The organism is Rhodococcus aerolatus, assembly GCF_054783215.1.
Genome location: NZ_BAAGQZ010000054.1, coordinates 1 through 17,655, shown reverse-complemented (window position 1 = coordinate 17,655; position 17,655 = coordinate 1). Strand labels below are relative to the sequence as shown.

The window sequence follows — 17,655 nt, the reverse complement described above, 5'->3', positions numbered from 1 at the left end:
CGTGATCACCACCACCCTGCCTGGTGCGGCGCCCGGCTGCTCGGTCCGGGGGCGGGTCAGGCCGCGAGCAGCCGGTCGGCGACGGCCTCGCCGATGGGCAGCGCGGACGTGGCCGCGGGCGACGGCGCGTTGAGCACGTGCACGCTGCGGGGGGTGCGCTCGAGCAGGAAGTCGTGCACCAGCGTCCCGTCGGGCAGCACCGCCTGCGCGCGGATGCCCGCCTCCTGCGGCAGCAGGTCGTCGAGCTCGAGGCCCGGGCAGTACCGCCGGGCCGCGGCCAGGTAGGCCCGCCGCGACGCCGAGCCCCGCACCTCCCGGACCCCGGTGCGCCAGTGGGTGCGCGCCACCCGCCAGAAGCCCGGGAAGCCGAGGATCTCGCGCACGTCCCGGGCGTCGACCGAGCCCTTGCGATAGCCCTCGCGGGCCAGGCCGAGCACGGCGTTGGGCCCGACGGTGGTGCTGCCGTCCACCATCGGGGTCAGGTGCACGCCCAGGAACGGCAGCGACGGGTCCGGCACCGGGTAGACCAGCCGGGACACGATGCCCGCCCGGTGCTCCGGCAGCCGGTAGTACTCGCCGCGGAACGGCACCACCCGCGCCGCGGTCCGCACCCCGGCGGCCCTGGCGAGCCGGTCGGCCTGCAGCCCGGCGCAGACCACGAGGTGCCCGGCCGTCCACGACCGCTCCCCGGCCCGGACGACGACCTCGGTGGTGCGCTCGTCGAGGCCGGTGACCGCGACCCCGGTCTCGACGCGACCGCCGCCGTGCTCGAGGTCGGTGCGCAGGGCCCGGGTGACGGCCCCGTAGTCGACGCTGGCCGTGACCGGGACGTGCAGCGCGGCCACCCCCGCCACGGCCGGCTCCCACTCGCGCAGCTGCGCCGCGGTGAGCGGCTCGGTGCGCACCCCGTTCGCCGCGCCGCGCTCGGCGAGGGCGCCCAGCCGCGAGGCCTCGGCCGCGTCGGTCGCCACGACGAGCTTGCCCAGCTCGCGCACCGGGATGGCGTGCTCGGCGCAGAACTCCTTCGTCGCCCGCGCCCCGGCGACGCACAGCCGGGCCTTCAGGCTGCCCGGCTCGTAGTACAGCCCGGAGTGGATCACCCCGCTGTTGTGCCCGGTCTGGTGGACGGCCAGGCCGGTCTCCTTCTCCAGCACGAGCACGGACGCGCCCGGGCGGCGGGCCTGCAGCGCCCGCGCCGTGGCCAGGCCGACGATGCCGCCGCCGACCACGCAGAAGTCCCAGTCGGCCACGGGCCCATCGTGGCACGATCGGGGCCGTGGCCCACCCGACGCACGCCGTGCTCGACTCGCCCGTGGGCCCGCTGACCGTGCTGCTCGACGGCGAGGCCCTCGTCGGGCTGTGGATGGCCCAGCACCGCCGCCGCGCCTCGGTGGACCTGGGGGTCCGCGACGACGCGGCCGCGGCGCACGTCGCCGCGCAGCTCGCCGATTACTTCGCGGGGGAGCGCACCGTGTTCACGCTCGACCTGGCCCCGGTGGGGACGCCGTTCGACCTGCGGGTGTGGGAGCTGCTGCGTGCCATCCCCCACGGCGAGACCCGCACCTACGGCGACCTGGCGCGCGCGCTGGGGGACCCGGGGGCGGCCCAGGCCGTGGGCACCGCCAACGGCCGCAACCCGATCAGCATCGTCGTGCCGTGCCACCGGGTCGTCGGGGCCGACGGCAGCCTGACGGGGTACGCGGGCGGGGTGGCGACGAAGCGTGCCCTGCTCGACCTGGAGCAGCCCGCCGCCGCGCGCCTCTTCTGACCGGCGCTACTTGTGCTGGCGGCGGCTGCCGCCGTGCCAGTCCTCGCTGACCCCGACCTCGTCGGGCGCCACGCCCAGCCCGCGCAGCTGCGGCAGCTCGCGCAGCGACCGCTTCATCTCCGCGAACCCGGGGAAGCGTGCGAGGCCCACGACGTGGTCCCACAGCTCGACGGCCTGCGCCTCGGACGGCAGCCGGCTGATGACGGGGCCGAAGAAGGCGACGCCCTCCGGCGGCTCGAAGTGGATGATCGGGGTGCCGACGTCGTTGCCGGTCAGCGAGAGCGCCTCGTCCGTCGACGCCTGGATCTCCGCGTCCCAGGAGTCGTCCTCGAGCGCGTCGGACAGCTCGGTGGGCAGGCCGGCGTCGCGCAGGATCGCCCCCGCGAACTCGGGGCTGCCGCGGTGCTCCTTGTCCTCGAGCGCCGCCTCGTCCGGGTCGACGTCGAACACGTGGGCCCCGGCCGCGGCGTAGAAGTCGCCCACCGCGTCGACGCCGTGCTCCGCGCGCACCCGCGCCGCCACCCGCAGCAGCTTCAGCCCGGCGGTGTGCCCGGCCTCGTAGTCCGGCGGGAACTGCGCGTCGTAGTCGACGTGCGCGTTGAGCTGGCGCAGCGAGATGAAGCGCCACTCCACGGTGTAGTCGCGCTGGGCCTGGACCGTGCGCACCCACTTCGACGTCATCCACGCGAAGGGGCACACCGGGTCGAAGTAGAAGGTGATGTCAGCCATGGTCCCCATCCTCGCCCGCCGGGCGCGGCGCCGCCCGCACGTGGGCCCGCTCGCCCTGCTTGCCGAACAGCGCCAGCGCCTCGGCCGGGGTGTCGAACGGGTTGCCCAGCCAGTGCGGGACGTGGGTGTCGAACTCGACGGCCTCCCCGGGCAGCAGCACCAGGTCCTGCTCGCCGAGCAGCAGGCGCAACCGCCCGTTGAGCACGTAGAGCCACTCGTACCCCTCGTGGGTGCGCAGGTCGGGCTCCGCACCCGCACCGTTGGGCCACCGCGCCGGGTAGACGATCTTGTAGGCCTGCAGCCCGCCCGGGCGCCGGGTCAGCGGCAGGAACGTCAGCCCGTGGCGCACCACCGGGCGGGGGTGCAGCCGCGGGTCACCCGTCGGCGGCGCGTCGACCAGCTCGTCGAGCGGCACCTGGTGCGCCCGGGACAGCGGCAGCAGCAGCTCCAGGGTCGGCTTGCGCCCGCCGGACTCGAGCCGGCTCAGCGTGCTCACCGAGATGCCGGTGGCCTCGGCCAGCTCGGCCAGGGTGGCCCCCCGCTCGGTGCGCAGGGCCCGCAGCCTCGGCCCCACGGCCGCCAGCACGTCGTCGTCCACTCGGCTAGTTTGCCGTTCCGGCAACGGGACTTGTCAAGTTCGCCGGGGGCGGTCCACGGTGGTCCCATGACGCAGCAGCAGGTGGACGTGGTGGTGGTCGGCGGTGGCCCGGCCGGGCTGGCGGCAGCGGTGGCGCTGGCCCGCTCCCGGCGCTCGGTGGTGGTCGTCGACGCGGGACGGCCGCGCAACGCCCCCGCGGACGGGGCGCACAACCTGCTCGGCCAGGAGGGCGTGCCGCCGCTCGAGCTCCTCGCCCGGGGCCGCGACGAGCTCGCCTCCTACGGCGGGCAGGTGCTCACCGCGGAGGTCGACGGGGTCGAGCGCACGGGCGACGGGTTCACCGTGTCCGCGGCCGGGCAGGTGCTCCTCGCCCGGCGGCTCGTCGTCACCACCGGGCTCGTCGACGAGCTGCCCGACGTGCCCGGGGTGGCCGCGCGGTGGGGTCGCGACGTGCTGCACTGCCCCTTCTGCCACGGCTGGGAGGTCCGGCGCCGGGCGGTCGGCGTCCTGGCCACCGGGCCGGCGGCCGTGCACCAGGCGCAGCTGTTCCGGGCGCTCACGCCGGACGTCACCCTCTTCACCCACACCGGACCCGCGCTCGCCGACGCCGACGCCGAGACGCTGCTCGCCCTGGGGGTGCGGGTCGTCGACGGCGAGGTCGTCGAGCTCGAGGTGACCGGCGACGCGCTCACCGGGGTGCGGCTGGCCGACGGGACGGTCGTCGCGCGAGAGGCGCTCGTCGTCGCCCCCCGGTTCGTCGCCCGCTCGGCGCTGCTGGAGTCCCTCGGGCTCGAGGTGGAGGACGTCCTCGCCGGGGAGCACGTGATGGCGCGGCGGGTGCCCGCGGACCCCCGCGGCGCCACGGCGGTGCCCGGGGTGTGGGTGGCGGGCAACGTCACCGACCCGATGGCCCAGGTGGTGGTCGCCGCCGGGCAGGGGCTCATGGCGGGTGCGGCGGTGCACGGGGACCTGGTCGCCGAGGACGGCCGCCGCGCCGTCGAGCAGGCCCGGGAGTCGGCGGACTTCTTCGCCCGGCAGACGTGGGAGGACCGCTACGGCGCCGCCGACAGCATCTGGAGCGGGGAGCCCAACCCCCAGCTCGTGGCGGAGGCGGCGGACCTGGCCCCGGGCCGGGCGCTGGACGTCGGCTGCGGGGAGGGCGCCGACGCGCTGTGGCTCGCCGGGCGCGGGTGGGACACCACCGGCATCGACATCTCGGCGGTGGCGCTGGCCCGGGCCGCGGCGCAGGCCGAGCGCGAGGGCCTCACGGTCGAGCTCCAGCAGGCCGACCTCGGGCAGTGGGACGCGGGGGCGGGCGAGTACGACCTGGTGTCCGCGCAGTACTTCCACTGGGTGCCCGCGCCGCGCGACGCGCTGTTCACCCGGCTCGCCCGGGCGGTCCGGCCCGGCGGCACGCTGCTGCTCGTCGGGCACTGGTTCCCCGCCGGGGAGCAGGGCCACGGGCACGGCGGGGGCCCGCAGGCGCCGGTGCAGGACATGACGTTCACCCCCGAGCAGGCCGCGTCGCTGCTCGACCCGGAGCGGTGGGAGGTGCAGGTCTGCGAGACCCGGCCGCGGCGACGCACCCACCCCGACACGGGCAAGACGCACGACGTGCCGGACGCGGTGCTGCGAGCGCGCCGGCGGCAGGGCGGTCAGGCGTAGCGCAGGGCGGCGCGCTCGCGGGCCTTGGCCGCCTCGACCGCGCGGTCCTTCGGCGGGGCCGTGGTCACGAGGCTGTCGAGCAGCTCGCGGGACGCGGCGGCCACGGCCGCCACGGCCCGGTCGAAGGCCTCGGCGTTGGCCTGCGAGGGCCTGGCGGCGCCGCTGACCTTGCGGACGTACTGCAGCGCCGCGGCGTGGACCTCGTCGTCCGTCGCGGGGGGCTCGAAGTTGTGGAGGACGCGGATGTTCCGGCACATGGCCCCAGGCTAGGACCGGGGACGACCGCGCGGGCGGCTCGTGCGGCCGGGGTCAGGCCGGGTGGTGCGGGTCGACCCAGGCCACCGTCTCCGGGTCGGCCACCCCGTCGACGTCGAGGTTGACCACGACCGGCTCCTGCCCGCTGCGGGTGAGCACGCAGCGCAGCGGCTCGTCGTCGAGGGCGTTGATCTCCTGGTGGGGCACCCACGGCGGCACGAAGATGAACCCGCCCGGCCCCGCCTCGGCGGTGAACTCGAGCTGCTCGCCCCAGCGCATCCGGGCCCGGCCGCTGACCACGTAGATGACGCTCTCGAGCTCGCCGTGGTGGTGCGCCCCGGTCTGCGCGCCGGGGTGGATGGTGACCGTGCCCGCCCACAGCTTCTGCGAGCCCGTGCGCTCGCCGGTGACCGCGGCCTCGCGGTGCATGCCGGGGGTCTGCGCGGTGCGGTCGTCGAGGGCGTCGGCGGGGACGACCCGCACGCCGTCGTGCTTCCAGTCGGTCATGGCCGCCAGCGTGCCCCGCCCGGGCTGTGAACGAAACCTCGCGTCCTGGGTGCAGCAATCACACACGGACGTCGTTCTACAACCTGTTGCTGCCGCATCGTGCAAGGTGTAGACAGTGGTCCAGGACACCCGCTGACGACGAGAGGTCTGCCGTGACCACCACCGAGCGCACGGGCGCCGCGCCCACCCCCACCGGCCCGCTGAGCCGCATCGACTACAGCGAGCGCATCCCCAACAACGTGGACCTCGCGGGCGACCGTCGGCTGCAGCGCGCGTTGGAGAGCTGGCAGCCCAAGTTCCTCGACTGGTGGAAGGCCCTGGGCCCGGCGCTGCCCACGAAGGACGTCTACCTGCGCACCGCGATCGCCGTGGGCCGTGACGGCTGGGCGCACTTCGACCACGTGCCGATGGAGGAGTACCGCTGGGGCATCTTCCTGGCCGAGCGCAACCCCGACCGCACCATCGCCTTCGGCAAGCACAAGGGCGAGCCCGCGTGGCAGGAGGTGCCGGGGGAGTACCGCGCCGAGCTGATGCGGCTGATCACCGTGCAGGGCGACACCGAGCCCGCGTCGGTCGAGCAGCAGCGCGTCCTCGGCGCCACCGCCCCGTCGTTGTACGACATGCGCAACCTGTTCCAGGTCAACGTCGAGGAGGGCCGCCACCTCTGGGCGATGGTCTACCTGCTGCAGGCCTACTTCGGCCGGGAGGGCCGCGAGGAGGCCGAGCAGCTGCTCAAGCGCAACTCCGGCGACCTCGACTCCCCGCGCATCCTCGGCGCGTTCAACGAGGAGACGACCGACTGGCTGCAGTTCTTCATGTTCACCTACTTCACCGACCGCGACGGCAAGTACCAGCTGGGCACGCTCAAGGAGTCCGCGTTCGACCCGCTCGCCCGCACCTGCGAGTTCATGCTCAAGGAGGAGGCCCACCACATGTTCGTGGGCACCACCGGGGTGCAGCGCGTGGTCGAGCGCACCGCCGAGGTGATGGCCGCGAAGGGCGGCCCGGCCGAGCCGTCGGACGGTGTGATCCCCCTCGACGTGGTGCAGAAGTACCTGAACTTCCAGTTCTCCGTGTCGATGGACCTGTTCGGCTCCGAGCGCTCCACCAACGTCGCCGCGTACTACACCGCCGGGCTCAAGGGCCGGTGGATGGAGACCCGCCGCAAGGACGACCACGAGCTGCACGGCGACACCCGGGAGGTCAACCGCGTCGTCGACGGCGAGGTCGTGGCCGAGACCGTGCCGGCACTGACCGCGCTCAACGCCGACCTGCGCGACGAGTACGTGGCCGACTGCGAGAACGGCGTGCGCCGCTGGAACCAGGCCCTCGAGGACGCGGGGCTCACCGAGCGGCTCTACCTGCCGCACGAGGGCTTCAACCGCGCCGTCGGCAACTACTCCGGGCACCACCTCAGCCCCGAGGGACGCGTGCTGAGCGACGCGGAGTGGGACGAGGCGCGGGACGGGTGGCTGCCGACCGCGGCCGACCGGGCCGCCGTGGCGGCCTTGATGGTGCCGGAGTACGAGGCGGGCAAGTTCGCCGGCTGGATCGCGCCGCCCAAGGCGGGCATCAACGACCAGCCCGTCGAGTTCGACTACGTGCACCTGGCCGACGAGGCCCTCGCCTGACCCGGGCTAGACCGGCGGGCGCACCGCGCTGGTCACGGATGCCCAGGGGACCGGGGTGACCTCGACGGTCTGCCCCACGTCGGGGGCGTCGACCCAGCTGCCGTCGCCGACGTACATCCCGACGTGGCCGCCGCCGTAGGAGAACACCAGGTCGCCCGGCTGCAGCGCGTCCGTGGCCACGGGGGTGCCCCAGCCCTGCAGGTCGCCGGTGGTGCGCGGGGAGGCGACCCCGACCTGGCCGAAGCTGTACTGCACCAGCCCGGAGCAGTCGAAGGTGTCCGGGCCGGCGGCGCCGTAGACGTAGGGGTCGCCGACCTGGGCCAGGGCCACGTCGACCGCACCCTGGGTCGCCGCGGTGGACGCCTGGGCGACGGCCGGGGCGAGGGTCAGCGCTCCGGCGCTCAGCGCGGCGGCCGCGCCGAGACGGGCGGCGCCGCGGCGCAGGGCCGTGGTGCGGGAGGGGCGTGCGTCGGACGTGCGGGTGGTCGTCTGCATGGCGAGCGACGCTAGGCAGCCCGGCCGGGGCTCGGGCAAACCGGCCGTGCCTGCGGTGTGCGCCTCGTCACCAGGGACCGGACACGGGACCCCGCACCCGGGGTGGAGCGTTCGGACCCAGGGCCGCAGGCCCTACCGCCGGTAGGGGTCGTCCGGGTACTGCTGGTAGGTCGTGCGCGGCTCGTCGACCGTGCGGCGCCGGCGGGGCATCAGCACGGCCAGGTCGAGGATGACGCCGAGCACGCCGACGATCATGAGGATGACGCCGACGACGCCGAGGTTGACGACCGGGTTGACCTGGGCGTCGGGGGTGAGCGCGAACCGCAGGATCGCGCCGATCGCGATGAGGACGATGCCCGCACCGATGCCCATGGTTGCTCCGTCTCGCCCGTCGTGGCCCCGCACCGCGGGTGGTCGGGGGCCGACCCTACCGGCCGCAGGCCCCCGGGCGCCGCGCCCGGGCGTCAGCCGCCGGGCAGGTCCTTGGCCAGCACCACGAAGTGGAGGTCGTCGCGGAGCGGCACGCCGAAGCGCTCCTGGCCGTAGGGGAACGGCCGGGTCTCCCCGGTGGCGGCGTAGCCGCGCCGGCCGTACCAGGCGATCAGCTCGGTGCGCTGCGCGATGACCGTCATCTCCACCCGCCCGGCCCCGCGGGCCCGCGCGTGCTCCTCCGCGGCGGCCAGCACGGCCCGGCCCACCCCGGCGCCCTGCTCGCCGGGGCGCACCGCGAACCCGCCGACGTAGGCCAGGCCGTCGCCGCGGTCGGCCACCTGGACGCAGGCCAGCAGCGTCCCGGCGCGCTCGGCCAGCAGCACGGTCAGCGCCGGGTCGGCCACCTCCGCGGCCACCGCCTCGGCGTCCGTCCGCTGCCCGGCCAGCAGGTCGGCCTCCGTGGTCCAGCCCGCGCGGCTGGGGTCCCCGCGGTACGCGGACTGCACCAGTGCCACCACCGCGTCGACGTCGGCCGTGCCCGCGGCGCGCAGCGCCAGCCCCCCGGTCCCCACCACGGCCGTCATCCTGCACCGCCCCCACCGGGCCCCTGTCCGGGGCACCGCCCCCACCGGGCCCCTGTCCGGGGCACCATGGGCCGCAGAGGTCGCAGCGCCGGCGGGCCGACGATGTCCACGCCGTGGCCCGGACGGGGAGTGCGCGATGAGCAGAGGACCGGACAGCGGCGGCGCCGCCGACACCGACACCGACGTGCTGGCCACGGGGCAGGACGGCGACCCGGGCCCGATCGTCGACCCGGGGATGGACGCGGTGGCCAAGGACCTGCTGCCCGGGGACTTCCTCGGCTACCAGCAGCTGCTCAGCGAGGACGAGCTCGCCACCGTGTTCCGCGCCCGGGCCTGGCTCACCGAGACCGTGGCCCCCGAGGTCACCGAGTACTGGGCCAAGGCGGAGTTCCCGCACCACCTGGTGCCCGGCTTCCGCGAGGCGGGCCTGGTGGGCAACGCGCACGAGACCGACGAGCACCCGGCCGGCTCCAACCTGTTCACCGGCTGGCTGACCATGGAGGTGGCCCGGGTCGACGCCTCGATGGCGACGTTCCTCGGCGTCCACAACGGCCTGGCCATGGGCAGCATCGCGCTGCTGGGCTCGGAGGAGCAGAAGCAGCGCTGGCTGCCCGGCATGCACGCCCTGGACCTGGTCGGGGCGTTCGGCCTCACCGAGCCCCACGGCGGCTCCGACGTCGCGGGCGGGCTGGAGACCACTGCCCGGCGCGACGGGGACGAGTGGGTGCTCGACGGCGGCAAGCGCTGGATCGGCAACGGCACCTTCGCCGACCTGGTCGTGGTCTACGCCCGCGACGTCGACGACGACTCCGTCAAGGGCTTCGTCGTGGAGAAGGGCACGCCCGGCTTCACCGCCACCAAGATCGAGGGCAAGATCTCGCTGCGCACCGTGCAGAACGCCGACCTCGTCTTCGACGGCTGCCGCATCCCCGACGCGAACCACCTGGCCGGGGCGAACTCGTTCTCCGACACCGGCGAGGTGCTGCGGCTGACGCGCGGCAGCGTCGCGTGGTCCGCGGTCGGCTGCATGATCGGCGCCTACGAGCACGCCGTGGCCTACGCCCAGGAGCGCGAGCAGTTCGGCCAGCCCATCGCCGGGTTCCAGCTCATCCAGGACCTGGTGGCCAAGATGCTGGGCAACGTCACCGCCTCCCTGGGCATGGCCATCCGGGTCTCCCAGCTGCAGGACCAGGGCGTCTACCTCGACGAGCACGCCGCCCTGGCCAAGTCGTTCTGCACCACCCGGCTGCGCGAGACCGTCGGGTACGCCCGCGAGCTCATGGGCGGCAACGGGATCCTGCTGGAGAACGACGTGGCCCGGTACTTCGCCGACGCCGAGGCGCTCTACTCCTACGAGGGCACCCGGGAGATCAACACCCTCATCGTCGGCCGCGCCGTCACCGGGGTCGGCGCCTTCGTCTGACCCGCCGGCCCCGGCGCGCCGCGCGGGGCCGGGCTCGACCCGTGCGCGAGCGTGGTGGGATCGTGGGCGCGCGACCCGGGCCCGGGTGCGCGGGCCGAGCGGGGAGGGTGGACGTGCAGCGCTTCCCCGCCGCCGGCCCGCTGCTGCGCCGGGGCGCGCCGCTGGCGCTGCTGGTCTCGGTCGCCGTCCGGCTCTGGGTGACCCTGGGCACGCGCGCGGGCCTGGACCTCGTCGACCTGCGCGTCTACTCCGGCGGGGGCGCCGCGGCGCTCGACGGCTCGCTGTACTCCTTCACCTACGCCGCGGCCACGCCGGACTTCCCGCTGCCGTTCACCTACCCGCCCTTCGCGGCGCTGCTCTTCACCCCGCTGCACCTGCTGCCGTTCACCCCGCTCGGGGTGGCCTGGCAGCTGGCCACGGTGGCGGCGCTGTGGGGGGTGCTGCGGGTCGCCGCCGAGCTCGTGGTCGGCCGGGACGCGGTGCGCACCCCCCGCTGGCGCTCGCTGCTGCTGGTGTGGACCGCCGTCGCGGTGTGGTTCGAGCCGGTGCGCACCACGCTGAACTTCGGCCAGGTCAACGTGTTCCTCGTGCTGGGCGCGCTGCTCGCGGTGCGCAGCCGGCGCTGGTGGCTCTCCGGGCTGCTGGTCGGGCTGCTCGCCGGGGTCAAGCTCACCCCCGCGGTGACGGGGGCCTACCTGCTGCTGCGCCGCCGCTTCGCGGCCACGGTGACCTCCGCGGTCGTGTTCGCGGCCACCGTCGGGGTGTCGATCCTCGCCCTCGGGTCGGAGGCGGCGTCCTACTTCACCGACGTCGGGCTGGACACCGACCGCATCGGCCCGGTCGGCTCCGCCATCAACCAGTCGCTGCGCGGGGCGCTGAGCCGCCTCGTCGGCCACGACATCGGGATGGGCGCGCTGTGGGCGGGGGCGGTGGCCGTCGTGCTCGTGCTCGCCGCGCTGGCCTGGCGACGGCTGGACCCCGACGACCGGCTCGGCGCGCTCGTCGTCGTTCAGCTCGTCGGGCTGCTCGCGTCCCCGATCTCGTGGAGCCACCACTGGGTGTGGCTGGTGCCCGCGCTGCTGTGGCTGGTGCACGGCCCGCTGCGCGGCTGGCGGCCGGCCCAGGTGCTGGCCGCGCTGTGGGCGCTGGTGCTGCTCACCAGCCTGGTGCAGCTGCTGCTCGACCTGCAGCCCACCATCTGGCAGGTGCAGCGCCCCCTGCTCGAGGCGGTGGTCGACGCGGTGTACCCGGTCGGGGCGGTCGCGCTGCTCGTCGTCCTGGCGCTGCGGCCCCGCCCGGCCCCCGACCGCGCGACGGCCGTCCCGCGGGAGCCGGCGGCCCACGCGTGAGCAGGCTGGCCGCCGCGCACCACCTGGACCTGCCGCCCGCCGCGGTCTCCGGGGCGGTGCGCTCGGTCGAGGTGCTGCGCAGCTCGGTCCGCGACGCCGGGCACGAGGCCGAGGTCGTCGGCCGCCGCGGCGGCCTGCTCGTCCCCGGCGACGAGGTGGTCTTCCGGCTCGCCGTGCTCGGTGCCCCCGTCGAGGTGGCGGTGCGGCTGACCCGCTCCGACCTCCGCGAGCAGGTCTCCACCCTGCTGCGCGCACCCCGCCTGGTCGCCGGGGGCGGGGCGGCGCTGGACCACCGGACCGCGCTGGTGGGGGCGGGCGGCGGCACGAGCGTCCGCGACGACGTCACCTGGACGGCCCCGTGGGGCCCGCTGGGCCGGCTCGCCGACCTGCTCGTGCTGCGCCGGGTCGGCCGCGGGGTGCTCGCGGCCCGCCACCGCGCCGTGACGTCGGCCGCCCGGCTGCTGGCCGCGGCCGAGGGCACCCAGGTGGTCGCCGCCGGCGCCGTCGTGGACCGCGGCCACCTGCTCGTCGCCCGCCGCACCTGGCCCGTCGAGCTGGCCGGGCTCTGGGAGCTGCCCGGCGGGGGCGTCGACCCGGGCGAGACCGCGGCCGGGGCGGTGGCCCGGGAGATCCGGGAGGAGCTAAACCTCGCCGTGGACGTCGCCGGGCAGGTGGGGGCCGACGTGCCGCTGGCCGACGGCCGCGTGCTGCGCGCGCACCTCGCTCGGCTGCGGGGCGGGGAGCCGGTGCTCCGGGAGCACTCCGAGGTGCGGTGGGTGGGCGCGGCCGAGCTCGCCGGGCTCGAGGTCGTCGAGGCCGACCGCGGCTGGCTGCCCGACCTGGCCCCGCTGCTCGCCCCCTGAGAGCGCCCCGACGCCCACCCCGGCGGCCGCTCCCGGGCCCGACGGGGCGGGGCGGGGGACGTCGACGCGCTACGATGGGGTGTCGTCGCGTCCGCGCGGCGCGCCCCGTGGCGCGCCGACGGTGGCCCAGGACCTGCTGGTCGTGCCCGGCCGACGACGCCACGACCTCGCCGCCGAGGTCATCTGTGCCCCGCACCGCGGGGCCGCCGTGCGCGCACGCCCCCCGAGGTGCGCCAGCCCCGAGGAGCCAGCCAGCGTGTCCCGCACCGCCTTCCGCAACGTCGCCATCGTCGCCCACGTCGACCACGGCAAGACGACCCTGGTCGACGCCATGCTCCGCCAGTCCGGCGCCTTCGCCGAGCGCGCCGAGCTCGTCGACCGCGTCATGGACTCCGGCGACCTGGAGCGCGAGAAGGGCATCACGATCCTCGCGAAGAACACCGCGGTGCGGCGCAAGACCGCCGACGGCGACGTGGTGATCAACGTCATCGACACCCCGGGCCACGCCGACTTCGGCGGGGAGGTCGAGCGCGGGCTGAGCATGGTCGACGCCGTCGTCCTGCTCGTCGACGCCTCCGAGGGCCCGCTGCCGCAGACCCGCTTCGTGCTGCGCAAGGCGCTCGCCGCCTCGCTGCCCGTCATCCTCGTGGTCAACAAGACCGACCGGCCCGACGCCCGCATCAGCGAGGTCGTCGAGGAGGTCCACGACCTGCTGCTCGACCTGGCCAGCGACCTGGAGAACGAGGCCGCGCACGCCGCCGAGCTGGCCCTGGACCTGCCGGTGATCTACGCCTCCGCCCGCAACGGCAAGGCCTCCCGGGTGCAGCCCGGCGACGGCGAGGTGCCCGACGCCGAGGACCTGCAGGAGCTGTTCGACCTGCTCATGGAGTACGTGCCCGCCCCCAAGGGCGACCCGGACGCGCCGCTGCAGGCCCACGTCACCAACCTCGACGCCTCCAGCTTCCTCGGCCGCCTCGCGCTGGTGCGGGTGCACGCCGGCGAGATCCGCAAGGGCAGCCAGGTCGCGTGGATGCACGACGGCCCCGACGGCGAGCCCGTCACTACCCGCGTCAAGATCACCGAGCTGCTGCGCACCGAGGGCGTCGAGCGCGTCCCCGCCGACCACGGCGAGGCCGGCGACATCCTCGCCATCGCGGGCATCGGCGACATCATGATCGGCGACACCCTGGCCGACGTCGAGAACCCGGTGGCGCTGCCCCGGATCACCGTCGACGAGCCCGCCATCTCCGTCACCGTCGGCATCAACACCTCGCCGCTGGCGGGGCGCAACGGCGGCACCAAGCTCACCGCGCGGCTGCTCAAGTCCCGCCTCGACGCCGAGCTCGTCGGCAACGTGTCGCTGCGCGTGCTGCCCACCGAGCGCCCCGACACCTGGGAGGTCCAGGGCCGCGGCGAGCTGGCGCTGGCCATCCTCGTCGAGCAGATGCGCCGCGAGGGCTTCGAGCTGACCGTCGGCAAGCCGCAGGTCGTCACCCGCGAGGTCGACGGCAAGGTCCACGAGCCGTTCGAGCACCTCACCGTGGACGTCCCCGAGGAGCACCTCGGCGCCGTCACCCAGCTCCTCGCCGCCCGCAAGGGCCGCATGGAGGAGATGGTCAACCACGGCACCGGCTGGGTCCGCATGGAGTTCGTCGTCCCCGCCCGCGGCCTCATCGGCTTCCGCACCGACTTCCTCACCGACACCCGCGGCACCGGCATCGCCAACACCTACTCGGCGGGCTACGACGCCTGGGCCGGCGAGATCCGCAGCCGCCACTCCGGGTCCCTGGTCTCCGACCGCGCCGGCTCGGTCACCCCGTTCGCCATGATCCAGCTGGCCGACCGCGGCACGTTCTTCGTCGAGCCCGGGGCGGCCACCTACGCCGGCCACGTGGTGGGGGAGAGCCCCCGCTCGGAGGACCTCGACATCAACGTGTGCCGGGAGAAGAAGCTCACCAACATGCGGCAGTCCTCGGCCGACGTCATGGAGACCCTGGCCCGCCCGCGGGTGCTGGGCCTCGAGGGCGCCCTGGAGTTCTGCGCCACCGACGAGTGCGTCGAGGTCGGCCCCGACGTGGTCCGGGTCCGCAAGCTGCTCCTCGACTCCACCGAGCGGGCGCGGGAGCGCTCGCGCAGCAAGGCACGCGACAAGGCCGTCGCGGGCTGAGCCGGCTGCCAGCCGCGCGCCGCGTGGCACGATGGCGGTCCCCGGCCACCGCGGTCGGGCTCGACGGCTCCCGGGGGGACGGCACGGTGCAGGGCGCGCGTCGCAGGCTCGGCCCGGCCGCGACGGCCCTGGCGGTGACCGTGCTCGTCGCGCTGGCGGGCTGCACCGCCGACCCGCCGCCCCCGGTGCCGGGGCCGACGGCCACCACGACCACGGCCGCGCCGCTGCCCGCCACCCCGGGCGACCCGGCCCGCACCCTCGTCGTCGAGGTGGACGACCTGGGCCCGGGGTTCAACCCGCACCGGGTGGCCGACCTGACGCCCGTCTCCACCGCGGTGGCCGACCTGGTGCTGCCCAGCGCCTTCCGGCCCCAGGGGGTCGGCACCACCGCGGCGTCCACCGCGGGCGACGAGCCGGCCCCGCAGCCCACGTCCTGGCAGCTCGACCCCTCGCTGCTGGTCTCCGCGGAGGTCACGTCCACCGCCCCGTTCACCGTCACCTACACGGTGCGCCGCGAGGCGCAGTGGTCCGACGGGGCGCCCATCGCCGCCGAGGACTTCCGCTACCTGTGGGAGCAGATGACCAGCCAGCCCGGGGTGGTCGACCCCGCCGGCTACGGCCTCGTCCGCGACGTCGCGTCCTCCGACGGCGGCAAGACCGTCACCGTCACGTTCGCCTCGGCCTACCCGGCCTGGCGCGAGCTGTTCACCGGCCTGCTGCCGTCGCACCTGCTCAAGGACTCGCCGGGCGGGTTCGCCTCGGCGCTCGACGACGGGCTGCCCGTCTCCGGCGCCCGCTTCGGGGTGATGCGCGTCGACCGCGACCGCGGTGAGGTCGAGCTGGTCCGCAACGACCGCTTCTGGGACGCGCCCGCCTCGCCCGACACCATCCTGCTGCGCCGCACGACGAGCACCACCGCGCTGGCCGCGTCGCTGCGCAGCGGCAACACCCAGGCCTCGCTGGTGCACGGCGGCGCGGCCACCGTCGCGCAGCTGGGCCTGGTGCCGGGCACCCGCACGCTGCCGGTGGTCCAGGCCTCGACGCTGGGGGTGGTGGCCTCGACCACGTCGGCGACGCTGTCGGACCCGGTGGTGCGGGCCGGCGTGCTGGGGGTGCTCGACCCCGACGTGCTGCGCACCGTCGGGTCCGGCGGGGTCGACGCCGCCCCCGCCGCGCGGGCGCAGGTGCGGGCCCCCGCCGCGTTCGGCTACACCCCCACCGCGCCGGACCGCCCGTCCGCCTCGGCCGCGGTGGCCTCGCTCGTCGCGGCCGGCTACCGCTCGGTCGACGGCGCGCTGACCCGCGGCGGCGCTCCGCTGGCGGTGGTGGTCGGGGCCGACGAGGCCGACCCGGTCGCCGTGACCCTCGCCCAGGCGGCGGCCGACCAGCTCACCGCGGCCGGGATCGTGGCCAGCGCGGCCACCACCCCGTCGGCCACCCTGCTCGGCGAGGACCTCACGGCCGGCCGGGTCGACCTCGTGGTCACCCGCGCCGCCAGCGGGCGGGACCCGGCGACCGCGCTGGCGTCGCGCTTCGGCTGCCCCACCACGACCGCCGCCGGCACGCCCACCACCACCGGCACCGCCGCCGGCAGCACCGCCGCCACCACGACGCCGGCGCCCACCACCACCGCCACACCGTCGCAGGTGACCGCGAGCCGGGGCGCCAACCTCTCCGGGGTGTGCCTGCCCGCGCTGCAGCCGGCCATCGAGGCCGCGCTGCGCGGGGACGCCGACCCCGCCGCGGTGCTCGCCGAGGCCGAGCCGCTGCTGTGGGACGCCCACGTGTGGCTGCCGCTCTACGAGGACCGCACCGTGTTCTCCGTCCGCTCCGACGTGACCGGGGTCGACCTGGGGTCGGGCCTCGTCGCCGGGCCCCTGTCCAGCGCCCCGTCCTGGCTGCGGGTGGTGTCGTGAGCGGGCCCGCGGGGGACGGGCGCGCCCGGCTGCTGCTGGTCCACGCCCACCCCGACGACGAGTCCATCACCACCGGCGGCACCATCGCGCGCTACGTCGCGGCGGGGGCCGAGGTCACCGTCCTCACCTGCACCCTGGGCGAGCAGGGCGAGGTCATCGGGCCGCGGTGGGCCCACCTGGTCGCCGAGGAGGCCGACCAGCTCGGCGGCTTCCGCATCGGCGAGCTGACCACCGCGCTGGCCCGCCTCGGCGTCGCGGCCCCCCGCTTCCTGGGCCACGCCGGGCGGTGGCGCGACTCCGGCATGGCCGGCACCCCCGCCGCCGAGCACCCGCGCAGCTTCGTCCGCGCCGCGGACGACGACGTCACCGAGGCCGTGGTGCGGGTGGTGCGCGAGCTGCGGCCCCACGTCGTCGTCGGCTACGACCCCGCGGGCACGTACGGCCACCCCGACCACGTGCGCGTGCACGCCGCCACCACCGCGGGCGTGGCCGCTGCGGCCGACCCCGCCGCGCACCCCGGGGCGGGCCCGGCCTGGGCGGTGCCCAAGGTGTACTGGACGGTCGTCGAGCGCACGGCGCTGCGAGCGGGCCTGGCCGACCTCGGCCCGCTGCCCGCGGCGTGGCGCGCCCCGGCGCGCGACGAGCTGCCGAGCGTGCCCGACGCCGAGGTCACCGCCGTCGTCGACGTCCGCCCCGTGCTGGGCGCCAAGCTGGCCGCGCTGCGCGCCCACGCCACCCAGGTGACGGTGGCGCCCGGGGACCGTTGCTACGCCCTGAGCAACGACGTCGCGCAGCCGGTGCTGGCCGAGGAGCACTACGTCCTCGTCGCGGGCGAGCCGGGGGAGCGGGGCGCCGACGGCCGCGAGCACGACCTGCTGGCCGGGCTCGACGTGCCCGGGCTCGCCGCAGCCGGGCCCGCCGCGACCGGGACGGGGACCGGCGGGGCGCCGGCGGACGCGGTGCCCTCGTGAGGCGGCTGCTCGACGTCGCCGTCGTCGCGGTGGTCGTGCTCGACACCGTCGTCCTGGCCGTGGTCGCCGTGCTCCTGCTGCCCTTGTACGTCGGGGCCGTGCCCGTCCCGCTCGGGGCGCTCGTCGCCGCCGTCGCCAACGTGGTGGCGGTGCTCGCCCTGGGCCGCACCACCTGCCGCACCGCGGTGGTCGCGCTGCCGCTGGGGGCGTGGGTGCTCACCGTGCTGGGCACCGCATCCCCCGGCCCGGGCGGGGACACCCTGCTGGTCGGCGACTGGCGGGCGCTGCTGCTGCTCGGCGCG

17 protein-coding genes and 2 pseudogenes are annotated in these 17,655 nt (G+C 76.1%); 11 read left to right on the top strand and 8 right to left on the bottom strand.

Translation table 11 applies throughout. The features are described 5' to 3' along the window. Nucleotides 1–56 precede the first annotated feature (56 nt). Nucleotides 57–1,250, bottom strand: a complete 1,194-nt coding sequence (gene lhgO, locus ACYVOF_RS19470) for an L-2-hydroxyglutarate oxidase (RefSeq protein ID WP_460869479.1) — start codon at nucleotides 1,248–1,250, stop codon at nucleotides 57–59. Nucleotides 1,251–1,276: 26 nt separating this feature from the next. Here lhgO and ACYVOF_RS19465 point away from each other — a divergent pair, with 26 nt between their 5' ends. Next, nucleotides 1,277–1,768, top strand: coding sequence for a methylated-DNA--[protein]-cysteine S-methyltransferase (locus ACYVOF_RS19465; protein ID WP_460869477.1), 492 nt, complete (start codon nucleotides 1,277–1,279; stop codon nucleotides 1,766–1,768). Nucleotides 1,769–1,774: 6 nt separating this feature from the next. Here ACYVOF_RS19465 and ACYVOF_RS19460 read toward each other — a convergent pair whose 3' ends face one another. Both ACYVOF_RS19460 and ACYVOF_RS19455 read right to left on the bottom strand, forming a co-directional pair. Then, entirely contained in the window at nucleotides 1,775–2,506 is a 732-nt protein-coding gene (locus ACYVOF_RS19460) for a mycothiol-dependent nitroreductase Rv2466c family protein (protein ID WP_460869475.1), read from the bottom strand. Continuing rightward, nucleotides 2,490–3,095, bottom strand: coding sequence for a helix-turn-helix domain-containing protein (locus ACYVOF_RS19455; RefSeq protein WP_460869473.1), 606 nt, complete (start codon nucleotides 3,093–3,095; stop codon nucleotides 2,490–2,492). The genes ACYVOF_RS19460 and ACYVOF_RS19455 overlap by 17 nt, the downstream gene beginning before the upstream one ends. A 66-nt stretch (nucleotides 3,096–3,161) precedes the next feature. Between ACYVOF_RS19455 and ACYVOF_RS19450 the strand changes: the two are divergent. Together ACYVOF_RS19450 and ACYVOF_RS19445 are read left to right on the top strand one after the other, a co-directional pair. Then, nucleotides 3,162–4,103: pseudogene (locus ACYVOF_RS19450) on the top strand (NAD(P)/FAD-dependent oxidoreductase); the annotation flags it as partial. A gap of 36 nt (nucleotides 4,104–4,139) precedes the next feature. After that, nucleotides 4,140–4,760, top strand: a pseudogene (locus ACYVOF_RS19445) (class I SAM-dependent methyltransferase); the annotation flags it as partial. Here ACYVOF_RS19445 and ACYVOF_RS19440 read toward each other — a convergent pair. Beyond that, nucleotides 4,751–5,017: a DUF2277 domain-containing protein gene (locus ACYVOF_RS19440; RefSeq protein ID WP_460869471.1), complete on the bottom strand. Its 267-nt coding sequence runs from the start codon at nucleotides 5,015–5,017 to the stop codon at nucleotides 4,751–4,753. The pseudogene ACYVOF_RS19445 and the gene ACYVOF_RS19440 sit on opposite strands and share 10 nt — an antisense overlap. A gap of 52 nt (nucleotides 5,018–5,069) precedes the next feature. Then, nucleotides 5,070–5,522, bottom strand: a complete 453-nt coding sequence (locus ACYVOF_RS19435; RefSeq protein ID WP_460869469.1) for a cupin domain-containing protein — start codon at nucleotides 5,520–5,522, stop codon at nucleotides 5,070–5,072. A 152-nt stretch (nucleotides 5,523–5,674) separates the two neighbouring features. Here ACYVOF_RS19435 and boxB point away from each other — a divergent pair, with 152 nt between their 5' ends. Next, nucleotides 5,675–7,153 carry a benzoyl-CoA 2,3-epoxidase subunit BoxB gene (gene boxB / locus ACYVOF_RS19430; protein WP_460869467.1) on the top strand — a complete coding sequence of 493 codons (1,479 nt, stop codon included), beginning with the start codon at nucleotides 5,675–5,677 and terminating at the stop codon, nucleotides 7,151–7,153. A 6-nt stretch (nucleotides 7,154–7,159) separates the two neighbouring features. On the opposite strand, the gene ACYVOF_RS19425 is transcribed toward boxB, so the two are convergent. From ACYVOF_RS19425 to ACYVOF_RS19415, 3 genes are all read right to left on the bottom strand, one after another. Then, nucleotides 7,160–7,648, bottom strand: coding sequence for a C40 family peptidase (locus ACYVOF_RS19425; protein ID WP_460869465.1), 489 nt, complete (start codon nucleotides 7,646–7,648; stop codon nucleotides 7,160–7,162). Nucleotides 7,649–7,780: 132 nt separating this feature from the next. After that, complete coding sequence (locus tag ACYVOF_RS19420; protein WP_460869463.1) at nucleotides 7,781–8,020, bottom strand: DUF6458 family protein; 240 nt, start codon at nucleotides 8,018–8,020, stop codon at nucleotides 7,781–7,783. 92 nt (nucleotides 8,021–8,112) lie between these two features. Beyond that, the gene (locus tag ACYVOF_RS19415) at nucleotides 8,113–8,655 is read right to left on the bottom strand and encodes a GNAT family N-acetyltransferase (RefSeq protein ID WP_460869461.1); all 543 of its coding nucleotides are present in this window, start codon (nucleotides 8,653–8,655) and stop codon (nucleotides 8,113–8,115) included. Nucleotides 8,656–8,800: 145 nt separating this feature from the next. On the opposite strand from ACYVOF_RS19415, the gene ACYVOF_RS19410 reads away from it, so the two are divergent. The 7 genes from ACYVOF_RS19410 to ACYVOF_RS19380 all read left to right on the top strand — a co-directional run. Then, nucleotides 8,801–10,087 carry an acyl-CoA dehydrogenase family protein gene (locus ACYVOF_RS19410; RefSeq protein ID WP_460869459.1) on the top strand — a complete coding sequence of 429 codons (1,287 nt, stop codon included), beginning with the start codon at nucleotides 8,801–8,803 and terminating at the stop codon, nucleotides 10,085–10,087. 107 nt (nucleotides 10,088–10,194) lie between these two features. Further along, nucleotides 10,195–11,436, top strand: coding sequence for a mannosyltransferase (locus ACYVOF_RS19405; RefSeq protein ID WP_460869457.1), 1,242 nt, complete (start codon nucleotides 10,195–10,197; stop codon nucleotides 11,434–11,436). After that, the gene (locus ACYVOF_RS19400; protein ID WP_460869455.1) at nucleotides 11,433–12,299 is read left to right on the top strand and encodes an NUDIX domain-containing protein; all 867 of its coding nucleotides are present in this window, start codon (nucleotides 11,433–11,435) and stop codon (nucleotides 12,297–12,299) included. The genes ACYVOF_RS19405 and ACYVOF_RS19400 overlap by 4 nt, the downstream gene beginning before the upstream one ends. A gap of 256 nt (nucleotides 12,300–12,555) precedes the next feature. Then, the gene (gene typA, locus ACYVOF_RS19395) at nucleotides 12,556–14,466 is read left to right on the top strand and encodes a translational GTPase TypA (protein WP_460869454.1); all 1,911 of its coding nucleotides are present in this window, start codon (nucleotides 12,556–12,558) and stop codon (nucleotides 14,464–14,466) included. A gap of 23 nt (nucleotides 14,467–14,489) precedes the next feature. Continuing rightward, nucleotides 14,490–16,382, top strand: coding sequence for an ABC transporter family substrate-binding protein (locus ACYVOF_RS19390; RefSeq protein ID WP_460869453.1), 1,893 nt, complete (start codon nucleotides 14,490–14,492; stop codon nucleotides 16,380–16,382). After that, the gene (gene mshB, locus ACYVOF_RS19385) at nucleotides 16,379–17,353 is read left to right on the top strand and encodes an N-acetyl-1-D-myo-inositol-2-amino-2-deoxy-alpha-D-glucopyranoside deacetylase (protein WP_460869451.1); all 975 of its coding nucleotides are present in this window, start codon (nucleotides 16,379–16,381) and stop codon (nucleotides 17,351–17,353) included. Before ACYVOF_RS19390 ends, mshB begins: the two co-directional genes overlap by 4 nt. Further along, on the top strand, nucleotides 17,350–17,655 hold a 306-nt coding region (locus tag ACYVOF_RS19380), incomplete at its 3' end, for a hypothetical protein (RefSeq protein WP_460869448.1). The genes mshB and ACYVOF_RS19380, both read left to right, overlap by 4 nt.

Excerpts from the sequence above, each read along its gene's own strand:
- ACYVOF_RS19435 (WP_460869469.1), bottom strand. The coding sequence starts at position 5,522 with ATGACCGACTGGAAGCACGACGGCGTGCGGGTCGTCCCCGCCGACGCC.
- ACYVOF_RS19410 (WP_460869459.1), top strand. The coding sequence starts at position 8,801 with ATGAGCAGAGGACCGGACAGCGGCGGCGCCGCCGACACCGACACCGAC.
- ACYVOF_RS19420 (WP_460869463.1), bottom strand. The coding sequence starts at position 8,020 with ATGGGCATCGGTGCGGGCATCGTCCTCATCGCGATCGGCGCGATCCTG.
- ACYVOF_RS19440 (WP_460869471.1), bottom strand. The coding sequence starts at position 5,017 with ATGTGCCGGAACATCCGCGTCCTCCACAACTTCGAGCCCCCCGCGACG.
- ACYVOF_RS19460 (WP_460869475.1), bottom strand. The coding sequence starts at position 2,506 with ATGGGGACCATGGCTGACATCACCTTCTACTTCGACCCGGTGTGCCCC.
- ACYVOF_RS19425 (WP_460869465.1), bottom strand. The coding sequence starts at position 7,648 with ATGCAGACGACCACCCGCACGTCCGACGCACGCCCCTCCCGCACCACG.